Genomic DNA, 26,231 nt, shown 5'->3' with positions numbered 1-26,231 from the left:
CGCCCGCCGATCCCGAGGCGGTGTGGGTGTTGCAGGCCTGGCCGTTCTCGTACCAGCGCGACTTCTGGAGCGACGAGCGTGTGCGGGCGTTCCTCGACTCCGTGCCCGGCGAACGCCTGCTCGTGCTCGACCTGTGGGCGGAGGCCGACCCGCAGTGGGAACGCTTCGACGCCTTCTCCGGAAAACCCTGGATGTGGTGCTCGCTGCTGAACTTCGGGGGCCGTACCGACCCCGTCGGAGATCTGCAGGGCGCGGTGGACGGGCTGAACCGGGCTCGGCGGGCCCCCACTCCGCCGGTCGGGGTGGGGTTGGCCATGGAGGCCACCCACAACAACCCGGCCTTCTTCGAGCTGGTCGCCGACCAGGCCTGGAACCCGGTGGAGGACGTCGCGCGCGACTGGCTGCCCGGGTTCGTGGCGCAGCGTTACGGCCCCGACCGGGACCCGGCTCTGCTGCGGGCCTGGCAGGGGCTCGAAGCGACGATCTACGGGGCACGCGGGGTGCGTGTCTTCCCTGAGCAGTTCAACGGGGTGCTGACCCTCTCGCCCGGCTACCGGGACCTGTCCGAGCCGGAGCGGTTGCGCGCCGACGTCGAGGGGCTGGTCTGGTACGAACCGGCCGTGTTGCACCGGGCCTGGGCCGACCTCGTGGAGGCGGCCGAGCGCGATCCGGACCTGGCTCGCGGGCCGTTGGGGCACGATCTGGTGGAGGTCGCCACGGCCGTCCTGGCGCGGGTGGCCGACCGCCTGTACCTGGACGTGGTGGAGCGTGCTTCTGGCGAGGGAGGGGCCGACCCGGCGCGGGTGGAACGTTTCCTGGGGGTGTTCACCGACCTGGAGGGGCTGCTGGCCACCCGCCCGGAGTTCACCTTCCGCCTGTGGGAGGACAAGGCCGCCGCCTGGGGCGGGGACGCCGACGGACGTGCGGTGATGGTGGACAACGCGCGCCGGTTGCTGACCGTGTGGGACACCCCCGAGAGCCCGTTCCTGGACGACTACGCCGGGCGCCTGTGGTCCGGGCTCGTCGGCGGTTACTACCGCGATCGGTGGCGTATGTGGGCCGAGGGGGTCGACACGGCGCTGACCGACCGCGAGGGTGCTGCGGCCCGGTTGGAGGAGCGCCTGCAGGCGCGCGCCGCCCGGTTCCTGCGTGAGGGGCCGGAGGGCGAGGCCGTCCCGGGTGACGTGGTGGAACGCTCACGGGCTCTGTTCGACCGGTACGGGGACCCGCGGTGAGCGGGGGCGCAGGTCTCGCTCTGGCCGGGGTCGACGTCGGCGGTGGTGGGGTGCGGGTCGCGGCGCGCTGCGGCGGTGCCGCCGTGCGCGCGCAGGACACGGCCGCCGTGCCGCGTGTGCAGGGCGGGATCGACGTGCCGCGGCTGGTTCCCCGGATCCTTGACCTGCTGCGGGGGACCGCGCAGCGCTCGGGCACCGACCGCTTCGACCGGATCGCGGTGGGGCTGACCGGTCTCCCCGATCTGGTGGAGGACCCCGACGAGCTGGTGCGCCTGCTACGCGCGGGTTTCCCGGCCGGGGACGTGCTGCTGGCCGCGGACGCGCTGACCACCCACGCGGGTGCGTTGCGCGGGCGACCCGGTGTGGTGGTCGCCGCCGGGACCGGGTCGGTGGCGCTCGGCACCGACCTGCACCGGTTGTGGCGTCGTACCGACGGCTGGGGATACCTGCTGGGCGACCGGGGAAGCGGCGCCTGGGTCGGGCAGGAGGGGCTGCGCCGGGCTTTGCTTGCTCTGGACGGACTGCCCGGTGGGTCCGCGACGTTGCTCGCCCGGGCGGAACGGAGCTTCGGAGGGGTACAGGAGCTGGAGGTGCAGCTGTACCGGGGCGGGGACGCGACCTCTTCCCTGCTCGCGTCGTTCTGCCCGCAAGTGGCCGAGGCGGCGCGGGAAGGTGACGCGGTGGCCCGGCGGATCTGGCGAGAGGCCGGAACGCACCTGGGTGAGACGGCGGCCGCGGCGGCTTCGCCCGGGTTGGAGCGCACGTTCTCGTGGGGCGGTCGGCTGTTCGACGCGGGCGCGCTGGTGTCCGACCCGTTCCGGGCCGCGGTGCTGCGCCGGGTGCCCGACGCCCGGCTGGTGGACCCGGCCGGTGACGCGCTCGACGGTGCCCTGGCGCTGGCGGCGGAGGGACCGCTCGCGCACCGGCCGCCGTACCTGTTCCGCCACGACGCCTGAGCAGGCATCACCGACGGGTGCGGTCCGGGGCTCGGCGCTCGAGGGCAAACACGATCGTGCGCTGGACCCGGTACGAGCGGGGCGGGCACTTCGCGGCGTCGCAGGCGCCGGTCCTCTTCACCAGCGACGTGCGGGCCTTCGCCGCCGAGTACCTGTAGCCGCCCGGAAGGGCCGGGGCACCCGCCGGGCTCGTCGGGCGCATGTCCTACTGTGGCCTCGGCGGGTCCCTCCCTCCCCCGGCGCCACGGGGGATGCCCCGTGACACACCGTGTGCGCTGTTGGGAGCATCCCGTGAGAACCGTCCCCGCTGCGGCCCTGGTCGCCGCCCTCGCCCTGACCACGGCTTCCTGCTCCGGCCCCGGCCCCGGGGAGGACGGGGGCACGGGCGCCGACCGGTACCTGTCGGTGGGAGATTCCCTGACCGTCGGGGTCCAGCCCGACGGCGAGGGACTGCCCGAGCAGACCGACGAGGCCTACACCGACTTCCTCACCGCATCGCTGGCGGAGGACGGTCACGAACTCGCACACCAGCGGGCCGGCTGCCGGGGCGAGGACACGTCGACCTTCCTCGAGGGCGACAACCCCGCCTGTGGTGACCGCTACGACGGCGGTTCGCAGGTGGAGACGGCCGAGGACTTCCTGGAGGAACACGAGGGGGACGTCGAGCTCATCACTCTGAGCCTGGGCATCAACAACATCGCCGGCTGCTTCGAGCAGGTCGACCTGAGCGACCCCGCCGACGCCTCCAACCTGGACACCGACTGCGTCGAGGAGGGCCTCGAACGGGTCGAGGACGAGCTGCCCGAAGTCACCGAACGGCTGCGCGAGGCGGCCGGACCGGAGACCCGGATCGTCGGGATGACCTACTACAACCCGTTCCTCGCACCCTGGGCCGTCGAGCACGTCGACGACCCCGACCCGGGCACCCCGGGTGGCGAGCTCCCCGACGGCCGCGGAGTCGTCGACTACGCGGTCGGGGTGATGGAGCAGCTCAACGACACCCTGCGGTCGGCCTACGCCGAGCAGGACATCGAGGTGGCCGATGTGGAGGCCCGCTTCGACTCCGGCGAGTTCGACGTTCCCGAGGAGAGCACCACCGGGCTCCCCCTCAACGTGCAGAGGGTCTGTGACTGGACGTGGATGTGCGACGCCGAGATCGGCCCCGACATCCACACCAACGCCGAAGGGGCGCGGGAGATCGCCCGGGTGCACGAGGAGCAGATCGAGCAGTAGGGCCCGGGGCAGCCGGTGCCCATCGGTCAGCCCCGTGCCGGCTCGCGCAGCATCGCGTACAGCTCGGGGCCGTCGGGCATCCGGACCGTCCCGGTCACACGGAACCCGAACTTCTCGTAGATCGGGATGTTCTCGGCCTTGCTGGACTCCAGGTGGACGGGCAGGGCGTCGGCGTCGGCACGCCCCAGACCGGACCGGAGGAGCGCCCCGCCGGCCCCGGTGCCCCGCGCGTCGGGGTCGGTTCCGAGGTCCGCCAGGTACCAGTACGGGCGGTCGGGCGCGAGACGCGCGCAGTCCCGGGCAAGGGTGCCCAGGGACAACACACGGCGCAGGCCCAGGGTCTCGACCAGGTGTGGTGCCGAGCGCAGGCTGCTGAGGGTCCGAGTGGTACGCGGGGTTCCGGGGGTTCCCCACAGGGCGGCGCCCACGATGCCGTCCCTGCCATCGACGACCTCGACCAGGCCGTTCGGCAGGTGCTCGAAGGCGGCCTGGACGGCGAACATGCGGCGGGCCCGGCGCGGGCGTTCGTCGGCGTCCGGGAAGAACGCGTCGATGACGGGGTCGCCGATGAAGGCACGGCGGAGCACCTCGGCGACGTCACCCACCTCGCTGCGCCGGGCCGGTCTGGGCTGGGGGCGCGGCGGCCGCTCGGCGGCGCCTCGGTCGGGTCGCTCCCGCTCGCGCACGTCCACGGCATCAGGGGAACTCGGGGTCACGGGCATCACGCTCCAGTTGAGTACTGTCGTTCGGACGGCCACTTGAACCGTCCAGACGGTACAGTACCGCTTGCACAGCATTCTCGGCCCGTGAGAAGGCGCACCCCGGGCCGGCCCTCGATCCGGGTCAGAGGCGCACCGCAGCACTCCGGGCCGGGCCGACCGCCGCGGAACGGGCGGGCACGACGGTGTGCGCAGGAACCCTGGCGCTCATCGGATCGGGACGGAGGGCCGCGCCGGCCGCACGCGAGCCCGCAGGCTGAGGACGGGCTCAGGCCACCCCGGCACTGCGGGCCTGCAGGAGGCGGACCTCCTCGGCCAGCTCCGGCACCGGACCGCGGGTCGGCACACCCGGGGCTACGTCATTGATCGACAGCGGAGTGACCGGGCCGGGCGCCACGCCCCACTCGGCGTGCCAGGCGGTGAGCTGCTCGGTGCTGGAGGCGTAGACGATCGGCCCCAACCCCACCCAGGCGTGTGCCGCGCTGCACATGGCGCAGTGCTCGCCCGATGTGTAGGCGATCGAGGCGGCGCGTTCCTCGGGGGTGAGGTTCTCGGCGGCCCACCGGGCGATCGCGAACTCCGGGTGCCGGGTGTGGTCCCCTCCGGAGATCCGGTTGCGGTCCTCGAAGCGCACGGTTCCGGAGCCGTCGGCGAGGAGGGATCCGAAGGGCTGGTCGCCCGCTTCCAGGGCCTCCCGCGCCAGGTCGACGCAGCGGCGCAGATGGACCAGATCCCCGTCGGCGACGTGTGTGCTCCCCATGGGGGGAGCCTAGCACCGGCCCACGTGGAGGGGAGCGCCTACCGGGAACCGAACGGGAGCCCTCCATCGTGGCCAACACCTGGGACGCCCTTCCCGTGCGCCTGCGTTGAAGAGCCTCCACGACGGAGGGCCCGCACGTCAGGACACGCGCGCGGGGCTGCAGGCCGCACAACAGGAGCCGGCCCGCCCCACGACACGGGAGCCTCCCCCGGAGCACCTGAGTTCCCAGCCCCCTCTCCCCCCACCACGACCCCACAGACCGCCCACTCACCGCCCACGCGGTGCACCGCCGCCTGCCGAGGGCCCATTCGCGCGCAACGGCGTGAACCTACGCCTGGGAACAGCCCCTCTCCTCCGAAGACGTCGAGGAGCGGCGCCACCACCCCGCCCCCGGGGCCCGGCCCCCAGCCCTCCGGACGCCCTTGCGCACCACTGTGACTGGGTGCACCAAGTGCGTCGTTGCACTGAGTGCATTCACGCGCATAGCGTGAACAGTGTGAACGAACAGGGCAGAACTCGCTCGCGCGACCGGCGCGAAGCGCTGAAGTCACGCCACCGCCGCGCCATCATCGATGCCGCTGCAGAACTGATGTCCGAGATCGAGGGCACGGGGTTCACCGTCGACCAGCTCGCCGAACGGGCGGACGTGTCCAGGCGGACCGTGTTCAACCACTTCGCTTCCCTCGACGACATCGTGCTCGAGGTGTTCGGCGAGATACTCGAGTCGATCCTCGACGACATCGCGTCCGGTTTCGGCACCGAGGTCGACACCAGCCCCGGCGCCATGTTCGACGAGGTCGCCGATGCCGTGCGCTCGGCCGACCTGGTCACACCGATCACCCGCCTCAAACGCATGCTCGCCCGGGGGGAGTGCGAGCCCTCCCCGAGCGAGGCGGCGCTGTTCGAGAGCGCGATCAACGACATGACCACCCGCCTCAGCGCGATCGTCATGCACCGACACCCCGACGCCGACCCGCTCGTGGTCGACCTCATGTGCGGCGGGCTCGTCGGCGGCGGCGTGGTCGTGGTCCGCCGCTGGCGGGAGAGCACCGGCGGTGTCGACACCGACGCCTCGCGCCGCACCTGGACCGAACTCCTCGAACGCATGATCTCGGTGAACCGCGACGGCTACGGCTCCATCGGCCCCGCGACGCACTGAGCGTCCACCGCGCTCACCCCACCCACCTTCGTTTGGCGAAAGACCCATGGCTGAATTTCTCTACAGACTCGGACGCGCGTGCGCGAGCCGGGCGAAGACCGTCATAACGGTCTGGTTGGCCCTCTTGCTGGCCTCCGGGACCGCGTTCTTCCTCTTCTCGGGCGAGCTGGAGGACAGTTTCTCCATCCCCGGCACCCCGACCGACGAGGTGAACCAGCAGCTGTCGTCGGAGTTCGACGGGATGGGCGGCGGTGCGGGCACCGTCGTCTACCAGACCGAGGACGGCACACCCTTCACCGAGGAGCAACAGGAGCAGATCGCCGACCGCACCGAGGAGGCCGCCGAGGTCGCCGGTGTCGCGGACGTGGTGGACCCCTTCGTCACCGAGGAGGAGACCGCCGACCAGCGCGAGGAGCTGGAGGAGGGCCGCGAGGAGATCGACGACGGGCTCGCCGAACTCGACGCCGGCCAGGAGGAGCTCGACGAGGGCCGGGCCCAGGCCGAGATGGCCGGAATGCTCGACCAGGTCGAGGACGAGCTCGAGATCCAGCAGTCGCAGATCGACGAGAACCGCGCGGTCATCGAGGAACAGGAGGAAGAGCTCGAGCGGGGCGAGGCCATGCTCGAGATGTCCTCCGAGATCAGCACGGTCTCCGACGACGGTGCGACCGCCCTGGTCAACATCTCCTTCACCGACGGGCAGGAGGAAGTCTCCCAGGAGACCCGCGACGCCGTCATGGAGGTCTTCGAGAACGCCCCGGTGCCCGGCACCGAGGTCGAGTTCGGCAACGACATCGCGATGAGCATGCCGAGCCTGGTGAGCACCGCCGAGGTCATCGGTGTGATCGTTGCCGGTGTGGTCCTGGTGGTCATGCTGGGCACCCTGATCGGCGCCGGACTTCCGATCCTGACGGCGCTGGTCGGTGTCGGTATCGCCACCCTGATCGCGATGTCGCTGTCGGGTGTGCTGGAGATGGCGTCCGTGACACCGATCCTGGGCCTGATGCTGGGCCTGGCCGTGGGTATCGACTACGCGCTGTTCATCGTCAACCGGCACCGGCGCCAGCTCAAGGAGGGCACCGGCCTGAGCGAGTCCGTCGGGCTGGCCAATGGCACGGCCGGCAACGCGGTGGTCTTCGCGGGCACGACGGTGCTCGTTGCGCTGCTGGGCCTGAACCTGACAGGGATCGGCTTCCTGGGCCTGATGGGCAGCGTGGGCGCGATCGCCATCACCACCGCCGTGCTCATCGCGGTGACCCTGGTCCCTGCGCTGCTGTCGCTGGTGGGCATGCGCATCCTGTCCCGCAAGGAGCGCGCACGTCTGGACGGTGAGGGCGGCGCCGCGGACGGCAAGCACCGCCACGGCGAGCAGGACGAGCTCCGGCCGATGTCGACAGGGCGGGCACTGCTGCGCTCCGGGATCGCCGTCCTGGCACTGGGCATCATCGCCCTGCCCGCGCTCGACCTGCGCCTGGGCATGCCCGACGGCGCAGCCGAGCCCACCGACTCGACGCAGTACGCGGCCTACACCGCGGTGGAGGAGAACTTCGGCGAGGGCATGAACGGCCCGCTGCTGGTCGCGTCCGACCTCACCGGCGGCCCCACGGAGGAGGCCGCCGAGGAGCAGGCCGAGGAGGAACAGCTCCAGGTCGCGGAAGAACTCTACTCCCGCGACGACGTCACGGCCGTCGCCCCGATCGGGATCTCCGACGACCACGAGATGGCCATCTTCCAGGTCGTGCCCGAGGGCGGGCCCTCCAGTGAGTCCACCGAGGACCTGGTCCACACCTTCCGGGACCTCGAACCCATCGAGGGCGCCGGGCCGCTCGGCGTCGCAGGCATGGCCAGCGGCAACATCGACATCTCCGACACCCTGAGCGACGCGCTGCCGACCTACCTGTCGGTGGTCATGGGCCTGTCGCTGGTCATCCTGCTGCTGGTGTTCCGGTCGATCTTCGTCCCGGTCGTGGCCACCCTCGGGTTCATCCTGTCCTACTTCGCCGCGCTCGGCGGTGTGGTCGCCGTCTACCAGTGGGGCTGGCTCGGCGCGCTCTTCGGGGTGGAGAACCCGGGGCCGGTGCTGAACTTCCTGCCGACGCTGCTGGTGGGCATCCTGTTCGGCCTGGCGATGGACTACATGCTGTTCATCGGAACCGGTATGCGCGAGGCGTACGTGCGGGGCGTACCCGCGCGCCTGGCCGTGGTGCAGGGCTTCCGGGCCGGGCGTGCCGTGGTCACCGCTGCAGCGATCATCATGGGTTCGGTCTTCGGCGGGTTCATCTTCTCCGAGACGATGATGATCAGCTCGATCGGGTTCGCGCTGGCCTTCGGTGTACTCATCGACGCGTTCGTGGTCCGCATGCTGCTGATCCCGGCACTGATGCATCTGGCCGGGAACGGCGCCTGGTGGCTGCCGAAGTGGTTGGACCGGATCCTGCCCGACATCGACGTGGAGGGTTCGGCACTGGAGGAACGCCGCACCGAGGGTGAGAGCACCGGTGAGCCGGGCACGGCCGACGTTCCGGAGGGTTCCCCCGACGGGGTGGCGCCGAGCCGGAGCTGACCGACCGCGAGGAGGGGCCCGGGGACTGGATGAANCCCCGCCGGTGATGCGGGCGGCCACACGGCGGCCGCTGCGCAGGGCGCTCTCGACGAACCCGCAGATGATCTCGGTGTGCTCCCCCGCCAGATACAGGGGCCCGAAGGGCTCGCGCAGGCGCCGCAGGGCGTCCAGGTCGCCGGGGCCCAGGGCGGAGTAGGTGCAGCCGGACTCGGGCTCCTCGCTCCACCAGGCCGCGACGGGTGCCGCGTCGGGGGCGCCGAGTTCGGGGTAGAGCTCGCCGAAGGTCTCCACCACCTCGTCCTCGGACAGCGGCCGGTAGGTGTAGGCGGTGAGAACGCCCGGGTCTCCCGGCTGGTCGTCGGGGGCGTTGTCGTACACGTGCTGGAACCCGACACGGCCGGCGTGCCGGTCTCCGGTACCGGTGTCGGGGCGCCGGGCGTAGGGGACCAGGAGCTTGCCGCCCCGGCCCTGGTGCACCGAGGGCACGGGCACCGCCGGGTCCAGGGTGATGCGGTCCAGGGCAGGCAGGGGCACGGCGACCACCGCACGCTCCGCGGCGACGGCGCGGGTGTCGGTACGGACCACGACGCCGTCCTGCCCGTGTTCGATCCTGCGCACCGCATCGCCGCGGCGGATGCGCTCCTCCCCCAGCTCCCGGGCCATGGCGTCGGTGAGTTCGGTGGTGCCGCCGGCGATGCGGTAGGCCGTGTCGCCGGAGTCGAGGTCGGCGGCCAGCGCAAGGGCGAGTTCGGACAGCTCCTCGGGTTCGACCATGTACTCGGCGTGGATGTAGGCGGTCATCCGGGCACGCTCGCCCGCGGAGAGCCCGGCGTCGTGAATCCAGTCGAGGGCGCTGCGGCGGTCCATCTCGCGCGCGACCGGGTCGTCCCAGGGGCGTTCGTGGTCGGTCAGGCGCCCCTCGAGGCCTTCGAGCGCCTCTTCGACGCGTTCGGCGTCCGCGGGTTCGCCGACCCGCGCCCATCCGTCGACGACGAGCGCTTCGAACCCGCCGCCCGAGCGCAACCCGAGCCCGTAGCGGTCGACGAGGCCGAGCACCTCGTGGTGTTCGGGGTTGACCCACTCCGCCCCCGCGTTGGCGAAGCGCCCGTCGGGGAAACGCACGGTGTGCGCCCTCCCGCCCACACGTTCGCGGGCCTCGATCACCTCCACGTCGTATCCGGCGGCGGTGAGCTCGAGCGCGGCCATGAGCCCGGCGGCGCCCGCTCCGATCACTACGGCGTCCCTGCGTTCCATGGCCCCATTGTGCGTCCCCTCACCGCGCCCCGGAAATCGTGACCGGGATGATACGGCCGCACGATCGTGCCCCGCAGCGGCCCCGGAACCCCCGCACTCCGGCACACACCGAACGCACCGCAGGCCCCGCCCCGTCCCAGTGCGCCCTGTTCTGTGAACTTCTGTGTTGCTTGGTCATGGTGTAATCGTTTCCGATCATGTAATCGTTTCCAGCGTGCCGGGACCGCACCTTCCAGGCCCCGCACACACGACGTGTTCGAGGAGGTGAACGCAGGTGGTGGGCATCAAGGACGTCGCCCGGGCGGCCGGGCTGTCGGTGGCGACGGTCTCGCGCGCCCTCAACGGGCAGTCGGCGGTCAGCGACGGCGCCCGCGCCAAGGTCCTCTCCGCCGCCGAGACGCTCGGGTACCGGCCCAACGTCGTGGCCCGTTCCCTGCGCACCGACCGGACCCGCACGATCGGACTGGTCATCAGCGACGTGCTCAACCCCTACTTCACCGAACTCGCGAGGTCCGTGGAGGAGGAGGCCCGCGCGCTCGGCTACAGCGTCATCATCGGCAACGCCGACGAGCGCGCCGACCTCGAGGGCCACCACGTGCGCTCCCTCATGGAACGCCGCATCGACGGCCTCCTCGTCTCCCCCGCGGACGGCCGCTCCCCCACTACGCTCGACGCCGTCTCCGGCCCCACCCCCGTGGTCTTCGTCGACCGCTGGATCCCCGGTTCCGACGCCCCCGTGGTGCGCTCCGAGGGCCGCGGCGCGATCCGGGACCTGGTCGCCCACCTGTACGGACTCGGCCACCGCCGGCTCGCGGTCATCACCGGTCCCGCTGCCACGACCACCGGCCGCGAGCGGGTGGAGGCCTTCCGCGCCGCGCTGTCGGAGTTCGGACTGTCGCTGTCCGACTCCCACGTGGGCAGCGGCGATTTCCAGGCCGAGAGCGGACGTCTGGCCACCGAGGCCTTCCTGGACCTTCCCGAACGCCCCGACGCGGTCTTCGCCAACGACAACCTCATGGCCCTGGGCGCTCTCGACGCGATCCGCGACCGGGGTCTGCGCGTGCCCGACGACATCGCCCTGGCCGCGTTCGACGACATCCCCTGGTTCCCGCACACCGCGCCGCCCATCACCGCGATCGCCCAGCCGACCGCGGAACTCGGGCGGGTGGCGGTGCGGGCACTGGCCGGCCTCATCGCGGGCGAACCGGCCACGTCGACCGTCCTGCCCGCCCACCTGGTCGTCCGCCGTTCCTGCGGCGAGCCCGACCCGTCTTCCCCGACCGGAGGAGCCACACGTGAGTAGTCCGGAAGAACTGCTACGCATCGAGGGCGTACGCAAGGCCTTCCCGGGCGTGGTCGCGCTCGACGACGTCGACTTCGACCTGCGCCGGGGCGAGGTGCACGTCCTGCTCGGTGAGAACGGAGCCGGCAAGAGCACCCTCATCAAGGTGCTGTCCGGCGCCCACCGCCCCGACGAGGGCCGGGTCCTCGTCGGGGGGCGCGAGGTCGTCATCCGCGATGCCCAGGACGCCGCCGGCCTGGGCATCGCCACGATCTACCAGGAGTTCAACCTCGTCCCCGACGTGACGGTGGCCGAGAACATCTTCCTGGGCCGCCAGCCGCGCCGGTTCGGCTTCGTCGACACCAAACGCATGGAGGCCGAGGCGGCCGAGCTCCTGGAACGGGTCGGGGTCGACGTGACCCCGAGTGCGAAGGTGCGCGGCCTGGGCATCGCCCAGCTCCAGATGGTGGAGATCGCCAAGGCTCTCAGTCTGGACACGAAGGTCCTCATCATGGACGAGCCCACCGCGGTGCTCACCACCGAGGAGGTCGAGCGGCTCTTCACGATCGCCCGACGGCTGCGCGACGAGGGGGTCGGGCTGGTCTTCATCACCCACCACCTCGAGGAGATCGCGGACCTGGGCGACCGGGTCACGGTGCTGCGCGACGGGCGTTCGGTCGCCCACGTGGACGCCTCCGAGCCCGAGCACGAACTGGTGCGCCTCATGGTGGGCCGCAGCATCGACGAGCAGTACCCCCGTGAACGCCCGGAACCCGGCGAGACCCTCCTGAAGGTGCGCGGTCTGCACCGCGCCGGTGTCTTCGAGGACATCGACCTGGACGTGCGCGCCGGCGAGGTCGTCGGTCTGGCCGGGCTCGTGGGCGCCGGCCGTACCGAGGTCGCCCGCGCGGTCTTCGGCGCCGACCCCTACGACAGCGGTTCCGTGGAGGTCCTGGGCAACCGGCTGCCCGGCGGCGACGTGGGCGCGGCCCTGGGTGCCGGCCTGGGTCTGGTCCCGGAGGACCGCAAGGGGCAGGGCCTGGTCCTGGACGCGTCCGTGGAGGAGAACCTGGGCCTGGTCACGCTGGGCCCCTCCAGCCGGGGCGGGTTCGTGGACCTGCAGGGCCAGCGTTCGTCCGCGGTGCGCATCGCGGACGAGCTGTCGATCCGCATGGCCCACATCGGCCAGCACGTGCGAACGCTCTCCGGCGGCAACCAGCAGAAGGTCGTCATCGGCAAGTGGCTGCTGGCCGAGTCGCGGGTGCTCGTGCTCGACGAGCCGACCCGCGGTGTCGACGCCGGCGCCAAGGTCGAGATCTACCGGCTCGTCAACGAGCTGACCGCCTCCGGTCACGCAGTTCTGATGATCTCCAGCGACCTGCCCGAGGTGCTGGGGATGAGTGACCGGATCCTCGTCATGGCACAGGGCCGCGTCACCGGTGAGCTCTCCGCCGAGGAGGCCACCCAGAACTCCGTGATGTCGCTCGCGGTCGCCCCCAACCCCGGAACCAGCCCCGAAGAGAACGAAGTGGAGGGCCGGTAGTGCCCACTGACACAGCAAAGAGCGGCGGCACCTGGCCCGTCGTGCGCCGATTCCTGTTGGACAACGGAGCGCTGACCGCACTGACCGTCCTGGTCGTGTTCATGTCGCTGCTGTCCGACGACTTCCTGACGGCGCAGAACCTCCTCAACGTCGGTGTCCAGGCCGCTGTCATCGCGGTCCTGGCCTTCGGTGTCACCTTCGTCATCATCTCCGGGGGCATCGACCTGTCGGTCGGTTCGGTCGCGGCGTTGTCGGCGACGATGCTGGCCTGGTTGGCGACCGTGGAAGGGGTTCCCGTCCATCTCGCGGTGCCCCTGGCCGCCGCCACGGGTACCGCGGCCGGGCTGGTCAACGGGGCCCTGATCGCCTACGGGAAACTGCCGCCGTTCATCGCGACGCTGGCGATGCTCTCGATCGGTCGCGGTCTCTCGCTGGTGCTGTCCGAGGGCAGCCCGATCGCTCTCCCGGACCCGGTCGCGCGCCTGGGGGACTCCCTGGGCGGCTGGCTGCCGGTCCCGGTGCTGATCATGGTCCTCATGGGTCTGATCACCGCAGTGATCCTGCGCCGGACCTTCGCCGGGCGTGCGATGTACGCGATCGGCGGCAACGAGGAGGCCGCCCGCCTGTCGGGGATCCGCGTCAAGCGCCACAAGCTCGGTGTGTACGCGCTCTCCGGCCTGTTCGCGGCCGTGGCCGGTGTCATCCTGGCCTCCCGCCTGGCTTCGGCGCAGCCGCAGGCCGCGCAGGGTTACGAGCTGGACGCGATCGCCGCCGTGGTCATCGGTGGTGCGAGCCTGGCCGGCGGTGTCGGTACCGCTTCGGGCACGCTCATCGGTGCGCTCATCCTCGCGGTTCTGCGCAACGGCCTGAACCTGCTCTCGGTGTCGGCGTTCTGGCAGCAGGTCGTCATCGGTGTGGTCATCGCCCTGGCGGTGCTGTTCGACACCGTGCGCCGCCGTTCCGGTTCGGGCGGTGCGGGCAGCGGCGTGGGCACGGCCGGCGGGTCCGGCGGGCGCGGCAAGCGCCTGGCCGCGCTCGGCGGTGCGGCTGCGGTGACGGCGCTCATCGTGGGTGCGCTGTCCTTCCTGACCCCGGGCTCCTCCCCCGAGGGGCCCCGAGTGGGCATGTCGGTGTCCACACTGAACAACCCGTTCTTCCTGCAGATGCGGGACGGTGCCGAGGAGGAGGCCGCCGACGCGGGTGTGGACCTGGTGGTCACCGACGCCCAGGACGACCCCTCGCAGCAGGCCGACCAGATCGAGAACTTCGTGAGCACCGGTGTGGACACGATGGTGATCAACCCGGTGGACTCCGACGCGGCGGGCCCGCCGGTGCGCGGCGCCAACAACGCCGACATCCCGGTGGTGGCCGCCGACCGAGGGATCAACGACGCCGAGGCGGACGCGCTGGTGACCTCGGACAACGTCGAGGGCGGGCGTCTGGCGGCGCAGGTCCTGGCCGAGGAGATCGGCGAGGAGGGACGGATCGCGGTGCTGCAGGGCACCCCGGGCGCCTCCGCGAGCCGTGAACGCGGTGAGGGCTTCAGCGAGGGCATCGCCGAATACGGCGACATCGAGGTCGTGGCCGAACAGCCGGCCGACTTCGACCGCACGCGCGGCCTGGACGTGATGACCAACATGCTCCAGGGCAACGGCGACATCGACGCCGTCTTCGCAGAGAACGACGAGATGGCGCTGGGCGCGTCCGCCGCGCTGAGCGACGCGGGTGATGAGGCCGTGGTGGTCGGCTTCGACGGCACCCCGGAGGGTTTCGAGGCGGTCGAGCAGGGCACCCTGTTCGCGACCATCGCGCAGCAGCCCTCCGAGCTCGGACGTGTGGCGGTGCGCAACGCGATCGACGCCGCGCGCGGCGAGAGCGTCGAGGAGGACGTGCGGGTCCCGGTGGAGGTCGTCACCGAGGACAACGTGGACGACTTCTCCTGAGCCGGGGTCACCCTGTGCCCGGTCGCTGTCCTGCGGGTCGGCGGCCGGGCGCACGTGTGTCAGGAGCGTTCCCGGTGCAGGCGCAGGCTCTCGCGCAGGGCCTCCAGGACGTAGGGCGGGACGGTCATCCCTTCCTTGTGCGCCCACAGGAGCTGGGACTCGACCCGCCCGACCTCGGCCGCGTAGGCCTCGGTCTCGTCAGCCAGTCCCAGGGCTGTGACCACCCCGCCGTAGTCGCCCATCTGCTCGGTGGTGTTGGCGCCCACCGGGGAGAAACTGTGCTTGCGCAGTACCCGTGTCAGGAAGAGCTGCCAGGGCCGCAGGACGCCGTGCTGGATCAGCGAGGTGGCCGACATGCGGTAGAAGGCGAAGTGACCGGGTTCCTGGCGTTTGATGGGCGTGACGATCGTGTGGGCCACGGCATCCTCGCCCATCTCGAGCAGCCCGCGATTGAGGGTGTTGTAGGCCAGGACGGCCTGGCGTTCGGTACTGGCTCCGGTCAGGTAGTAGAGCATGCGCACCACGTCCTGGACGGGGCTCAGGTGCGCCAGAGCGCCGAGGACCCGCATGGCGGGCGAGACCCGGAGGCGGGGCTGGGCGGGTTCCATGCCCAGGTCCTGCTGGAGGCGATCGAGGATGTGGCCGTGGCGCAGCTCCTGGGGGTGCCACACGTCGGCGTAGAAGAGGCGGTCGTTCTCGGTGACGTCGGGCATGAGCACGAGCAGTTCGAGGACGTTGCGTTCGACCTCGAGCTCGACGCGGGAGAGGTACTCGAAGACGTTTCCGTAGCGGGCACGCAGGGCCCGGGGGTTTGCGACGGTGAAGTCCACCGATTCGAAGGGCACCGGCGGGTGTTCTTCACCGAGGCGGCGGACGTGCTCGTTGATCTTGCGGGAGGTGACGATCGCTCTTGGCACGTGTTCAGGCTAGGAAGACTCCGCTCCCGGCACAATGTGCTCGAAAGTCCCACACGATCCCACCCGTGTACGGGCGTCGCGGTGCGCGCCGGCGGTCGACCCGTCAGGGGGTGTCGCCGGTGGCGGCCAGGATCACCAGGAGCGGCACGATGCGTTCGGCGGGGATGGAGTAGTGGCCCCGGCGTGTGGGGGCCAGCCATCCGGCGGAGGTGAGCTGGTTGACGTGGTGGTAGATCTGGCCGGTGGTCCCGAAACCGGGGAGTTCGGCCAGCTCGGCGACGGTCCCGGCCCCGTTCCAGATCTCGTGCAGCAGTTTGAGGCGGACCGGGTTGCCCAGGGCGTCCAGGCGGGGGGCCAGGCGCGACCAGTCGGAGTCCTCGAGGCGTTCGACGGGGTGACCGTACTGCCATTCCAGGGGCTCGTCGCCCTCGGACGCGCGCACGGTCCCGGCGTACAGGACCCCTCCCCGGCCCCCGAGACGGCGCCGCAGCTCGTTGACCGCGAAGAAGGTGTCCTCGGTGGAGGCGGGTGNGGGCCGGCCGATTCCAGGGCCGCGACACGGGCTTCCAGATCGGCCAGGCGCTGTTCGGTCTTGTCGTCTGCCACGCGCCCACCCTAACGGTGACGCGGTTACGTAATCCTCGGGAAGTGCGGCGATGAACGCTCTTCCGCCTCCTCCCCGCGCCGTGCCCGGCTTTACCCGATCCTGGACGGACCTGTGAACGGCCATGGCGTTCCCTCCGTGATCATGGTGGGGCGGCGCGCGAACCGGCGCACCCGACCGTGACACCCGAGGGCCCGGCCGGACGGGACCCGGTGAGGAGCACGACATGCGCTTCGATGCCGCCAACGGCTGGCAGTTCTTCGTCGCGACGCTGCTGGTCGTCATCGGATGCATCAACATCATCCAGGGCCTGGTCGCACTGTTCACCCCCGAGTTCTACTTCGCCACCGACACCGAGATGCTCGTGCTCGAGTACTCCTCGTGGGGTGTTCTGCTGGGGCTGTGGGGCGTGGTCCTGGTCGTGGCCGGGATGGCAGTGCTCTCGGGCAGTGCGTGGGCGCGGTTCTTCGCGATCGTGCTGGCCTCGCTCAACGCCCTGGCCCAGCTCGCGTTCGTGGTGGCGATGCCGCTGTGGTCGATGGTGGCGATCGCGATCGACGTGCTCGTCATCTACGGGCTCACCGCGGGGTGGCCGCGCATGGACGGCTCCGAGGAGGACGGGAGCGAACGCGAAGCGGTCTACCGCAGCGGATACGAGGCGGCCCGGACCGCTCCCCGCCCCGCGCATTCCCCCGAGGACTCAGGCGGCAGCGCCCGGCGCAACGGCTGATCCGGCGGTGCGTTCCCGCTGCCGTTGTCCCCTCCGGCCGACGGCTGCGAGGATCCGGCTGTGGCCGCGGCGCAGGGGTGGTGGGGTGAGCGCTGCAGCCGCGCGCACTCCCGCAGCCAGTCGGCGCAGTGAGCGTTCCTGTCGCGGCCCCCAGCGCAGTCCGAAGCGCTCTCGCAGCACCGGAGGCAGGGCCCCCACCGTGACGAGCAGGACGGGCCGGGCCAGCAGCACCCCGACCGGTTCCCACAGGGTGTTCGGGACGCATGCGGCGGGACGGACCGGGTGCGCCAGGGCCCACACGAGATCGTCGACGGCGCGGGTGTGTTCGAGCCGCTCGTGGACCGTTCTGTCGTAATAGGCGGCGAAGGCGTCGCGGTCGGGCGGCATGTGGCTCTCGGCCAACCCCCACACCCGCCCGACGTCCCGCATACCGGCGTGGTAGGCGTCCAGTTCACCGCGATCGAGGCCCGGGCCGAAGAGGCGATGGGCGTCGACGGGACCCTGGACGAGAGTGGCGTGCACCCAGTGGTAGGCCTCGGGATCGAGCGCGTGGTAGCGCCGCCCGGCCACGTCCACTCCCCTGATGGAGGCGTGCCCCCCGCGCAGTCGGCGGGCTTCGGCCACGGCGGCGTCCTGGCCCCCGTAGACCACGGTGCTCAGCGAGACCAGGGTGCGCCACAGCCGCCGCCACGGGTGCTGCCGGAACGTGCTGTGCTCGGACACGCCGGCACCCACGACCGGGTGGGCGACCTGGAGCAGGAGGATCTGCGGCCCCATGAGCAGGGACCGCACGTCACCGAACCTGCGCCAGACCGCGCCACCGGGCCGCGGCGCCCTCACGCGTGCGGGTGTGCCGGCCATCGTGCCCCCTCGTGCGCGGGTGTGCGGTTCCGGAGCCATCATGGCGGCGACAGGGGGCGCCCGGTGCGCGGGGCACGCGGTTCAGTCGGTTCCGTGGGCGTAGAGGGCGTCGAGTTCGGCGGCGTAGCGTTCCTCCACGACCGGCCTGCGGAGTTTGAGCGTGGGGGTGAGTTCGCCGGTCTCGGGCGCCCACTCGTCACCGAGCAGCCGGTGGCGGCGTACCTGTTCGGGCCTGCTCAGCCGGGTGTTGGCCTGCTCGACGGCCCGATCGATCTCGGCCCGGACCTCAGGGTGCGCTGCCAGGTCCGACAGTGCGTCGGCCTCCAGCCCGCGGGAGCGGGCCCAGGCGGGTGCGGCGTCCGGGTCGAGCAGGACGAGTGCGACCACGTAGGGGCGGGCGTCACCGTGCACGTGGACGTGGCCGACGAGCGGATGTTCCTTGAGAGCCCCTTCCACCGGCGCGGGGGCGACGTTCTTGCCCCCGGAGGTGACGATGATGTCCTTCTTCCGACCGGTGATCCACAGGTAGCCGTCCTCGTCGAGGTGGCCGAGGTCGCCGGTGGGGAACCAGCCGTCGGCGTCGATGGCCGGGTCGAGGGTCCCGTCGGCGCGTGCGTAGCCGGAGAAGAGGGTGGCACCGCGCAAGAGCACCTCGCCGTCGTCGGCGATGCGCACGGACAGGTCATCGAGGGCGCGGCCGACCGAGCCGGTGCGGGTGCCCTCCGTGGGGCTGTTGCCGGTGGCGACCCCGACCGACTCCGTCAGACCCCACACCTCACGCACGATGAGCCCGAGCCCGGACCAGAACTGCAGCAGTTCCACCGGGACGGGCGCGGAGGCGCAGGTGGCCTGCTCGACGCGGTCGAGGCCGATCAGGGACAGGATCGGCCGGGTGACCTCCTCGTGCAGGTCCTCGTGGCGGGCACGCAGCTCGTCGGGGACGGTGCCCTCCTGTTCGAGACGGCGCGCGTACTCCTCCCCCACCCCACGGGCAGCGTCGACGGCGGCGCGCTGTTCCTCCGGCAGCTGGTCGAGACCCACCTGCACCCCGGCCGTCAGCTTCTCCCAGACGCGGGGGACGCCGAAGAACGTGCGCGGCCGCACGTGCTGGAGGGTCTCCACGAGGTGGTCGGGCGACGGGCACATCCACACCGAGCCGGCGCGCAGGAGGGCGGCGTAGATGCTCAGGACCCGCTCGGCGATGTGGGCCAGGGGCAGGTAGCTGACGTGTTCGGGGTGGTCGAGGGGTTGGACGAGACGGTCGAGGGAGGTGATGTTGGAGAGGACGTCGCCGTGGGTCATGGCGGCGCCCTTGGGGTCCCCGGTGGTACCGGAGGTGTAGACGACGGTGAGGAGGTCCTCGGGGACTGCTCCGGGCCGGTCCAGGAGCGCGGAGACCCCCGCAGGGTCGACCACCGAGGAGAAAGGCACGTCGCCGTGGCCGGGTTCGGGGGCGTCGACCACGACGAGGCGCTCGAGCGGGGTCTCCGGGTCGGCGGCCAGGTCGCGCCAGGCTGGGCCGGGGGTGTCGACCACGGCGGTGCGCGCCCGGCTGTGGCGTGCGATGTAGCCGATCTGTTCGGGGGCTGCGGTGCTGTAGACGGTGGTCGTGGGCGCTCCGAGGTGGGAGAGGGCCACGTCGGTGAGCCAGTGTTCGTGGCGGTTGCCCATGAGGATCAGGACATGGTCGCCGGGTCCGATCCCGAGGCCGGAGAACCCGGCGGCGAGCTCGAGGACACGGTCGCGTGTGGCGGCCCAGGTCAGGGTGGTCCAGGTTCCGTCGTCCTGTTTCCAGGAGAGGGCGGGCAGATCGGGGTGCTTCTCCGCGTTGTGGGTGAGCAGATCGGGGATGGTCCGGCATGCGGTCGCCTGTGGAGGCATCCAGCTCTCCTTGTCCGGTGATGATCCGGGTATGTGATCCACGCCACAACGGACGATAGCGGAAGGATCCATCATCATCNCACCCGATGGGCGCCGCCGCCGTGTCCGCGGAGCGTATGGCCGGTGGCCGGGCTCAGCGCTGCTTGGGGCGCAGCTCGCTGGTGACCGCCAACCGGTTGTAAAGGTTGATCATGGAGATCGCCGCCATGAGCGCCGCGATCTGCTGGTCGTCGAAATGCTCGGCGACCTCCTCGTAGGCCTCGTCGGAGACCCCGCGCTCGCCCAGACCGGTCATCTCGTCGGTCAGCGCCAGGGCGGCGCGCTCGGCACCGGTGAAGAGCTCTCCGGCCTCGTGCCAGGTGGAGACCTGGATCAGGCGCTGGTGGCTCTCCCCCTCCTTGAGCGCCTTCTGGGTGTGCAGGTCGACGCAGAACGCGCACCCGTTGAGCATGGACGAACGCAGTTTCACCAGCTCGAGCAGGCCGACCTCGAGGTGGCCGCCGATGATCTGGTCGATCTCGTCGAGTTTCTTGTAGACCTCGGGCAGCTGTTTGGCCCAGACGACACGTTTTCCGTCCACGGGGACCCCTCCTCGAAAAGACCGGTGCGGAACGTCGGGGCAACGCTACCGGGGCCGTGTGAGAATCGCCCCGTGCCCCTCGACGAGAACCGTTCCCCCTCCCCCGCCTCCGCAGCCCCGCCCGCACGGGTCCTGGCCGGGCAGGTCGGCCGCAAGGCGTTCCCGCTGTACCTCTCGATGCTGTCGAACATGGTCGGCGGGCTGGTCACCGCGGCCGTGCTGGGCCGCACCGCCACCGCGGAACTGGCCGCTTACGCACTGGCCGTGGCGGTACTCAACCCGCTGATCATGGTCGTGCAGGGATCCCTCCGGGGCACGATGCCGTTCGTCGGTGAGAACGAGGACGATCCCTCCGCGCTCGGGCCGGTGGTGCGCGACAGCATCTGGTTGTCGGTGTGCGCGGGCGCCGTGGGCTCGGCGGTACTGGCGACCCTGCCGCTGAGCACACCCTTGCTGGGCGTCGACCCGGCTGCCGTCGCCGCGCTCGGGGCGTTCCCGTTCCTGATCGCCGTGCACGTGCTGGTGCTGTCGGTGAAGCTGTCGGTCACCACCCTGCTCATCGGGCTCGGCAAGACCACGGGTGTACTGGTGATCAGCCTGGCCACCACCGCGTTGTCGGTCGTCCTGAGCCCGCTGCTGGTACTGGGCGCCGGGCCGGTGCCCGCCCTGGGCCTGTTCGGGGCGGGCGCGGCGATGCTCACCGTCACCCTGCTCACCACGGCGCTGTCGCAGTACGTGCTGCGCACCCGGACCGTGCTGCGCGGGTACCGGGTCGGGGTGCCCCTGCCGCAGTGGGCGAGCGTGTGGCGCATGGCAGGGGTGGGCCTGCCGTCCGGGGCCACGCTCCTGGTCAAGTTCGCGGCGATGGGCGTGCTCACGGTGGCGGTGGCCCGGGTCGGGGTGGCCGAGGCCGCGGCCCACCAGCTCCTCGTGGTGGTGGCGACCTTCGTGTTCCTGCCGGCGACCGCGGTGGGGCAGTCGTTCGTGCCCTTCGTGGCCCGTGCCGCCAAGGACGGCGACCGTGCGGGGGTGGCCGCCGTGCTCCGCGCCGGGTACACCGTGACGGTTCCGGTCGTGGTCGGCAGCGCGGTGCTTCTGTGGGCCGTTGCTGGTGCACTCGTGCCGCTGCTGACCGACGATCCGCAGGTGCAGGGCATCGTCGTGGCGCTGATGCCGGTGCTGGCCGCGGTGGTGGTGGCCGATGCTCTCCAGGCCCTGCCCGGAATGGGGCTCCTGGGGCTGAAACACCCGCAGCCGTCGCTGCACGCCTTCGTGGTCTGCTACGGGCTGCTCGCCGCCGCGGCGATGCCCCTGGCCGCCCAGGGCGGGCCGGCGCTGGTGTGGTGGGCGCACGCCGGCACCACCGGCGCGCTGTTCCTGTGGCAGACCACCGCCTTCCGCGTCGCCCTCGTCCGTCTGTGAACGCCCGGGACGTCGGGTCCGGTTCGAGGGCCTGAGTCGATCGGGCTCGGCTGCGTCGTGGGTGAGCAGGCCGAGCTGTACCCGGCCGGTGAGATCGAGCTTGGTGAGGGCGTTGGACACGTGCGCCTTCACGGTGCCCATCGACATGCGGAAACCTTCACGCACATGCCCCACGGGCGTGAAGCGGCCTTGCAGGCCCTGCCGGACCGGGGATCGTGGTTGGACGCCCTGCAGCGGGTCGGCGGCCGGACGCCTGCCCGTGGACCCGGGGTTCGTCCGAGGGTGCGCGGAATTCGTGGCCGAGTGCCTCAGGGTGCGCGGTGTCCCGCCCCAGGGCGCCCTGGCCGGCGCGACACTGCTCAACGCCGCCTACTCCGGGCTGGAGACCGACCTGCTCGTCACCGGTGATCGCGGACGCGCGGAGTCCGGGCTGGGGGCGCTGTGCACGTGGGTGGACGCGCTCACCCGACCGAGCGGCGGATCAGGCGTCACCGGTGGACTCGGCCTGCGTGACCGTGGCGAACAGTGCCTCCAGACCGTCGAGGAAGGCGGTCAGCGCGAGCTCGAAACTGGCATCGTCGATCTCGGCGGCGTGCTCGGGCAACCGGTGGGCCTGTGTGAGGTTCGGGTAACGGTCGCGGTAGATGCGCACGTCGTCCTCGAACCCCCGCGCGAACGACTGAGTGGCCGCGCCGACGACCAGGTACTTGGCCGAGGCGCCGATCATCGTGGCCTGCTTGGGCGGCCAGCCCGCACCCACGAGCCCCCCGTGCACGGCGTCGGCGCGGCGCAGGGCCTCCTCGCGCCGGCCGGGGCCCGCGGCGGTGACGGGCAGCAGGTTGGGGTGGCGGGTGAGGGCGTCACGGTAGGAACGCGCCCAGCGGGTCAGCCCCTCCCGCCAGTCCTCCGCGAACCCGGTGACGTCGATGTCGGAGGTGACCTCCTCGGAGACGTCCGTGAGCAGCTCGTCCTTGTTGCCGTAGTGGCTGTACAGGGAGGCGGCGCGCACGTCGAGCTCCTGGGCGAGCTTGCGCATGGACAGCTTCTCGAGCCCGTCCCGGTCGATGAGCGCCAGGGCGGCCGCACGGATGGCCGGCTTGCTCAGGATCGGCGTCTTGGGTCGGGCCACGGACCTGTCTCCCTCTTCTCCGGGCGCGGATTCCCCGGAACTGTCGGCGTCCGGCCCGATCATCGCACGTCGGCCGGGCGGCTTCCCCATCGCGGCCCGGACGCGGAGGTGATCCGGGACGCACCGGGTCTTGCACGAGCGGCTCGGGAGATCGTACCCTCCAATAACCGAACAGTGTTAGGTTATTGGGGAGCTGACCGTGATCGACTTCTCGTTGAGCGACGAACAACGAGCCGTGCGCGACTGGGTCCGAACCTTCGTCGAGCGTGAGCTCATGCCTCTGGAGAACGAGGTCCTGCGCCGCGAACGCGCCGGCGCCGAACCGGGCCTCAACGCGAACGAGGTCAAGGAACTGCGCGCCCTGGCCCGCAAGTCAGACTTCTGGGGCGTGGAGACCCCTGAGGAGTACGGCGGGATGGGGCTCGACCCGATCACAGCCGCCGTCATCGAGACCGAGCTCGGTCGGACCTTCCTGACCTTCAAGTTCGGCGGCGAGGCCGACAACATCCTCTTCTACGCCAACGAGCAGCAGAAGCGGGAGTACCTGCAGCCGACCATCGACGGCGAGCGCAAGTCCTGCTTCGCCATCACCGAACCCGGCGCCGGCTCCGACGCAAAGGCGATCCGTTCCACCGCGGTGCGCGACGGCGACTCCTGGGTCATCAACGGCGAGAAGACCTTCATCACCGGCGGGTGCGAGGCCGACTTCGCGCTCGTCTTCGCCGTCACAGACCAGGAGAAGGGCGCCAACGGCGGCGTCACCTGCTTCCTCGTCGACCGCGAGCACGGGTGGACCTCCGAGCCCATCGACACCATGGGCGAGCGCCGACCCGCCTCCCTGGTGTTCCAGGACGTAAGGGTCCCCCACGCCAACATCCTCGGCGGGGAGGGGCGCGGCTTCGAGCTCGCGATGAAGTGGATCGGCAAGGGCCGCTACCTGCTCCCCGCCCGCGCGCTCGGCGGCTGCGAGCGTCTGCTGGACATGGCGATCGACTACTCGAGGACCCGGCAGACCTTCGGCTCACCCATCAGCGACCGCCAGGCCATTCAGTGGATGATCGCCGACTCCCAGACCGAGATCGAGGCGCTGCGCTTGCTCGTGCTGCACGCCGCCTGGCAGGTCGACCAGGGGCTGGACTCCCGCCACGCGCAGTCGATCGCCAAGCTGTACGGGGGTGTGAAGGCCAACGAGATCGTCGACCGGGTCATGCAGATCCACGGCGGTATGGGCTACACGCGCGAGCTCCCGATCGAACGCTTCTACCGGGACCTGCGCCTGCTGCGGATCTTCGAGGGCACCGACGAGATCCAGCGGCGCACGATCGCCCGTGACCTGCTCAAGGGACATGTCAAGGTGGGCGCCACCCTGGGCTGACGCGGGATGGCCGTGGTCGGTGGGTGCCCTTCCGCAACCGGGTGCCCGCCGAGCGCGGCCAGGGGCCCGGCGGGACGATGTGGTCGTGCCGCCGGGCCCCTCGCGTGCGCGGGCGCAGGGGCACCCGCAGGACGTCTCAGCTGACGCCGACCAGGTCACAGACGAAGACCAGGGTCTCGCCCGGCTTGATGACGCCGCCGGCGCCGCGGTCACCGTAAGCCAGGTGCGGCGGGATGACCAGCCGGCGGCGGCCACCCACGCGCATGCCCATCACGCCCTGGTCCCAGCCGGGGATGACCATGCCCGACCCGATGCGGAAGGCCAGGGGCTCACCGCGGTTCCAGCTCGCGTCGAACTCCTCGCCGGTGGAGTGGGAGACACCGACGTAGTGGACCTGGACCGTGCTGCCGTGGCCGGCCTGTTCGCCCTCACCTACGGTCAGGTCGGTGATCTCCAGGTCGGCCGGAGGCGGGCCGTCGATGAAGTCGATCTCGGGACGCTCGAGCGCCATGGTGGTACCCCTCGTTCTCCATGGGTGTGGACAGAAGGGCCCAGGTTATCCGCGGGGCCGGGGTGCGGCGGCCGAGGCAGGGGAAGGGGTGGGGGCCGTGGAGGAGGTCGGGGCCGGAGAAGGGGCGGAGGCCCGGACCCCGGCCCCGGCGCCGACGGGGGCGGCGGACGCACCGGCCGTGTTGCGGGACTCGGTGCCCGGGTCGGCGGAGGGCACGCCGGCCGTCGCCAGGGCGGCACCGGAGGCGGCACCCACGGTCGCGGCGACCACGTGTCCACGGCCCTCGACCTTCACAGGTCCACTGTCGGCGGGGACGAAGACCGACTGCCCGCGGTCGAGGGCCACCCCCTGGCCCACCTCGGCCACCAGGTCGACCTGGCCGTCCAGGGCCAGCACCACGCAAGGGCCCGTACCCGGCAGGTGTGCGGCGATACGGCCCGGGCCGACCTCGTGCAGCGCGAACTCCGGCGCCCCGGGTCTGAACTCGCGCCTGCCCTCGCGGAACGCCGGCTGCGCGTAAGGGATCGGCAGCACGGAGAAGTCCACGACGTCGAGCAGTTCGGTGGCGTCGACGTGTTTGCGGGTCAGACCGGCGCGGAGCACGTTGTCGGAGCTGGCCATCACCTCGATCGCGGTCCCCTGCAAGTACGCGTGCAGGTTGCCCGCCGGCAGGAACAGCGCTTCACCGGGCCACAGGGTGATGCGGTTGAGCAGGAGCGAGGCGACCGCCCCCGGATCGCCCGGGTACCGGTGCGCCAGGTCGGGGACGATACGCCCGTGCGGGCCACGCCGGTCGCAGGCCGACCACTCCTCGACGAACTCCGACAGCAGACGTTCTCGGCGGTCGTCGGAGAGCGTGAGCAGACGGGTCAGGGCCGAGCGCAGGGCCGTGTGGTCGTCGGAGGAGGCCAGGTCCGCGCGCAAGGCGCACGCGAGCTCGCAGGCCATGCCCCGCAGTTCGTGGCGGGCTGCCTCGGGTTCACGGAAGCCGCACAGGGCCTCGAAGGGTTCCAACGCCAGGAGGAGCTCGGGTTTGTGGTGGGGATCGCGGTAGTTGCGGTGGGGGGCGTCGACCGGGATCCCGCTGCTCTCCTCGGCGTCGAAACCCTGGCGTGCGCGTGCGGCATCGGGATGGACCTGCAGCGACAGGGGTTGTTCTGCGGCCAGGTACTTGAGGAGGAACGGCAGGCGCGCCCCGAACCGCTCGGCAACCTCCGACCCCAGGACCCGGTGCGGGGCGTCGGCGATCAGGTGCGGCAGCGGGTGCGCGGAGCCGTCGTCGGACACCGCGGCGCTGGGGGCCCCGTGGTGGGCACCGAGCCAGAGTTCGGCCTGCGGAGAGCCGTCGGGTTCGGTGCCCAGGAGGTCGGGGATGGCGGTGCGCGCTCCCCAGGCGTACGGTCGTACCTGGTTGGTGAGCCTGTGCATGCGCTCCCCGCTTTCCGGTCTGCGTCGTCCCTCCCCGTGGCCGTGACGCGAGGACAGTACGGGCCGCGAGAACCGCGAGGCCGGTTCGGTCTCGCGAAGAGCCCCGCCGGAGTCGATCCGGCGCGCCCCCTCTCGTCGGGGCTCGG

At 71.4% G+C, this 26,231-nt stretch carries 21 protein-coding genes and 2 pseudogenes (1 of these 23 running past the window's edge); 11 read left to right on the top strand and 12 right to left on the bottom strand.

Features of this window, described 5'->3' with window-relative positions:
- From D474_RS0118955 to D474_RS0118940, 3 genes are all read left to right on the top strand, one after another.
- Nucleotides 1–1,235, top strand: partial view of an alpha-N-acetylglucosaminidase gene (locus D474_RS0118955; RefSeq protein ID WP_017615091.1) — the 3' portion only. 871 nt of this gene lie to the left of the window's left edge; 1,235 of the gene's 2,106 nt are visible here — the last part of the coding sequence; its start codon lies beyond the left edge, outside the window; its stop codon occupies nt 1,233–1,235.
- Nucleotides 1,232–2,191: an N-acetylglucosamine kinase gene (locus D474_RS0118950; protein WP_017615090.1), complete on the top strand. Its 960-nt coding sequence runs from the start codon at nt 1,232–1,234 to the stop codon at nt 2,189–2,191. Before D474_RS0118955 ends, D474_RS0118950 begins: the two co-directional genes overlap by 4 nt.
- A 291-nt stretch (nt 2,192–2,482) precedes the next feature.
- Complete coding sequence (locus D474_RS0118940) at nt 2,483–3,424, top strand: SGNH/GDSL hydrolase family protein (RefSeq protein WP_017615088.1); 942 nt, start codon at nt 2,483–2,485, stop codon at nt 3,422–3,424.
- A gap of 26 nt (nt 3,425–3,450) precedes the next feature.
- Here D474_RS0118940 and D474_RS0118935 read toward each other — a convergent pair whose 3' ends face one another.
- The gene (locus D474_RS0118935) at nt 3,451–4,146 is read right to left on the bottom strand and encodes a GNAT family N-acetyltransferase (protein WP_017615087.1); all 696 of its coding nucleotides are present in this window, start codon (nt 4,144–4,146) and stop codon (nt 3,451–3,453) included.
- Between the two features lie 265 nt (nt 4,147–4,411).
- Entirely contained in the window at nt 4,412–4,903 is a 492-nt protein-coding gene (locus D474_RS0118930) for a nucleoside deaminase (RefSeq protein WP_017615086.1), read from the bottom strand.
- A 496-nt stretch (nt 4,904–5,399) separates the two neighbouring features.
- Here D474_RS0118930 and D474_RS0118925 point away from each other — a divergent pair, with 496 nt between their 5' ends.
- Together D474_RS0118925 and D474_RS0118920 are read left to right on the top strand one after the other, a co-directional pair.
- On the top strand, nt 5,400–6,062 hold the full coding sequence (locus D474_RS0118925) for a TetR/AcrR family transcriptional regulator (protein WP_026118620.1): 663 nt from the start codon (nt 5,400–5,402) through the stop codon (nt 6,060–6,062).
- A gap of 46 nt (nt 6,063–6,108) precedes the next feature.
- A complete protein-coding gene (locus D474_RS0118920) occupies nt 6,109–8,625 on the top strand; it encodes an MMPL family transporter (RefSeq protein ID WP_040703946.1) in 2,517 nt (838 codons plus the stop codon).
- A gap of 105 nt (nt 8,626–8,730) precedes the next feature.
- Here the strand turns inward: D474_RS0118920 and D474_RS31175 are convergent.
- Nucleotides 8,731–9,831: pseudogene (locus D474_RS31175) on the bottom strand (flavin monoamine oxidase family protein); the annotation flags it as partial.
- 322 nt (nt 9,832–10,153) lie between these two features.
- Between D474_RS31175 and D474_RS0118910 the strand changes: the two are divergent.
- Genes D474_RS0118910 through D474_RS0118900 form a run of 3 tightly spaced genes read left to right on the top strand, consistent with a single transcriptional unit; the run spans nt 10,154 to nt 14,647 of the window.
- A complete protein-coding gene (locus D474_RS0118910) occupies nt 10,154–11,182 on the top strand; it encodes a LacI family DNA-binding transcriptional regulator (protein ID WP_017615082.1) in 1,029 nt (342 codons plus the stop codon).
- Nucleotides 11,175–12,704 (top strand): sugar ABC transporter ATP-binding protein, encoded by a 1,530-nt coding sequence (locus D474_RS0118905; RefSeq protein ID WP_017615081.1) that lies wholly within the window; start codon nt 11,175–11,177, stop codon nt 12,702–12,704. Before D474_RS0118910 ends, D474_RS0118905 begins: the two co-directional genes overlap by 8 nt.
- Complete coding sequence (locus D474_RS0118900) at nt 12,704–14,647, top strand: ABC transporter permease/substrate-binding protein (protein ID WP_017615080.1); 1,944 nt, start codon at nt 12,704–12,706, stop codon at nt 14,645–14,647. Before D474_RS0118905 ends, D474_RS0118900 begins: the two co-directional genes overlap by 1 nt.
- 59 nt (nt 14,648–14,706) lie before the next feature.
- Here D474_RS0118900 and D474_RS0118895 read toward each other — a convergent pair whose 3' ends face one another.
- Together D474_RS0118895 and D474_RS29315 are read right to left on the bottom strand one after the other, a co-directional pair.
- Entirely contained in the window at nt 14,707–15,564 is an 858-nt protein-coding gene (locus tag D474_RS0118895) for a hypothetical protein (protein ID WP_017615079.1), read from the bottom strand.
- A 103-nt stretch (nt 15,565–15,667) separates the two neighbouring features.
- Nucleotides 15,668–16,006, bottom strand: a complete 339-nt coding sequence (locus D474_RS29315; protein ID WP_017615078.1) for an ArsR/SmtB family transcription factor — start codon at nt 16,004–16,006, stop codon at nt 15,668–15,670.
- 388 nt (nt 16,007–16,394) lie between these two features.
- Between D474_RS29315 and D474_RS0118885 the strand changes: the two genes are divergently transcribed.
- Complete coding sequence (locus D474_RS0118885) at nt 16,395–16,898, top strand: DUF7144 family membrane protein (RefSeq protein ID WP_017615077.1); 504 nt, start codon at nt 16,395–16,397, stop codon at nt 16,896–16,898.
- On the opposite strand, the gene D474_RS0118880 is transcribed toward D474_RS0118885, so the two are convergent.
- The 3 genes from D474_RS0118880 to D474_RS0118870 all read right to left on the bottom strand — a co-directional run bounded on the left by D474_RS0118880 (nt 16,869) and on the right by D474_RS0118870 (nt 20,220).
- Nucleotides 16,869–17,759 (bottom strand): oxygenase MpaB family protein, encoded by an 891-nt coding sequence (locus tag D474_RS0118880; protein WP_017615076.1) that lies wholly within the window; start codon nt 17,757–17,759, stop codon nt 16,869–16,871. The two genes, D474_RS0118885 and D474_RS0118880, sit on opposite strands and share 30 nt — an antisense overlap.
- Before the next feature lie 81 nt (nt 17,760–17,840).
- Nucleotides 17,841–19,640 carry an AMP-dependent synthetase/ligase gene (locus D474_RS0118875; RefSeq protein ID WP_017615075.1) on the bottom strand — a complete coding sequence of 600 codons (1,800 nt, stop codon included), beginning with the start codon at nt 19,638–19,640 and terminating at the stop codon, nt 17,841–17,843.
- A 133-nt stretch (nt 19,641–19,773) separates the two neighbouring features.
- On the bottom strand, nt 19,774–20,220 hold the full coding sequence (locus D474_RS0118870) for a carboxymuconolactone decarboxylase family protein (RefSeq protein WP_017615074.1): 447 nt from the start codon (nt 20,218–20,220) through the stop codon (nt 19,774–19,776).
- Between the two features lie 72 nt (nt 20,221–20,292).
- Between D474_RS0118870 and D474_RS0118865 the strand changes: the two genes are divergently transcribed.
- Complete coding sequence (locus D474_RS0118865) at nt 20,293–21,642, top strand: MATE family efflux transporter (RefSeq protein ID WP_017615073.1); 1,350 nt, start codon at nt 20,293–20,295, stop codon at nt 21,640–21,642.
- Nucleotides 21,643–21,681: 39 nt separating this feature from the next.
- Here D474_RS0118865 and D474_RS33530 read toward each other — a convergent pair.
- Nucleotides 21,682–21,795: pseudogene (locus D474_RS33530) on the bottom strand (LuxR C-terminal-related transcriptional regulator); the annotation flags it as partial.
- 328 nt (nt 21,796–22,123) lie between these two features.
- Nucleotides 22,124–22,771: a TetR/AcrR family transcriptional regulator C-terminal domain-containing protein gene (locus tag D474_RS0118860; RefSeq protein WP_026118619.1), complete on the bottom strand. Its 648-nt coding sequence runs from the start codon at nt 22,769–22,771 to the stop codon at nt 22,124–22,126.
- Nucleotides 22,772–22,970: 199 nt separating this feature from the next.
- On the opposite strand from D474_RS0118860, the gene D474_RS0118855 reads away from it, so the two are divergent.
- Nucleotides 22,971–24,146 (top strand): acyl-CoA dehydrogenase family protein, encoded by a 1,176-nt coding sequence (locus D474_RS0118855; RefSeq protein WP_017615071.1) that lies wholly within the window; start codon nt 22,971–22,973, stop codon nt 24,144–24,146.
- Nucleotides 24,147–24,282: 136 nt separating this feature from the next.
- Here D474_RS0118855 and D474_RS0118850 read toward each other — a convergent pair whose 3' ends face one another.
- Nucleotides 24,283–24,657, bottom strand: coding sequence for an FKBP-type peptidyl-prolyl cis-trans isomerase (locus D474_RS0118850; RefSeq protein WP_017615070.1), 375 nt, complete (start codon nt 24,655–24,657; stop codon nt 24,283–24,285).
- Nucleotides 24,658–24,702: 45 nt separating this feature from the next.
- Nucleotides 24,703–26,085: a mannose-6-phosphate isomerase, class I gene (gene manA / locus D474_RS0118845; protein ID WP_017615069.1), complete on the bottom strand. Its 1,383-nt coding sequence runs from the start codon at nt 26,083–26,085 to the stop codon at nt 24,703–24,705.
- Between the last annotated feature and the right edge of the window lie 146 nt (nt 26,086–26,231).

The organism is Nocardiopsis salina YIM 90010, from assembly GCF_000341025.1.
Lineage (GTDB): Bacteria > Actinomycetota > Actinomycetes > Streptosporangiales > Streptosporangiaceae > Nocardiopsis > Nocardiopsis salina.
Note: the sequence above shows the minus strand (reverse complement) of the source record. Positions and strands in the feature narration are given on the sequence as shown.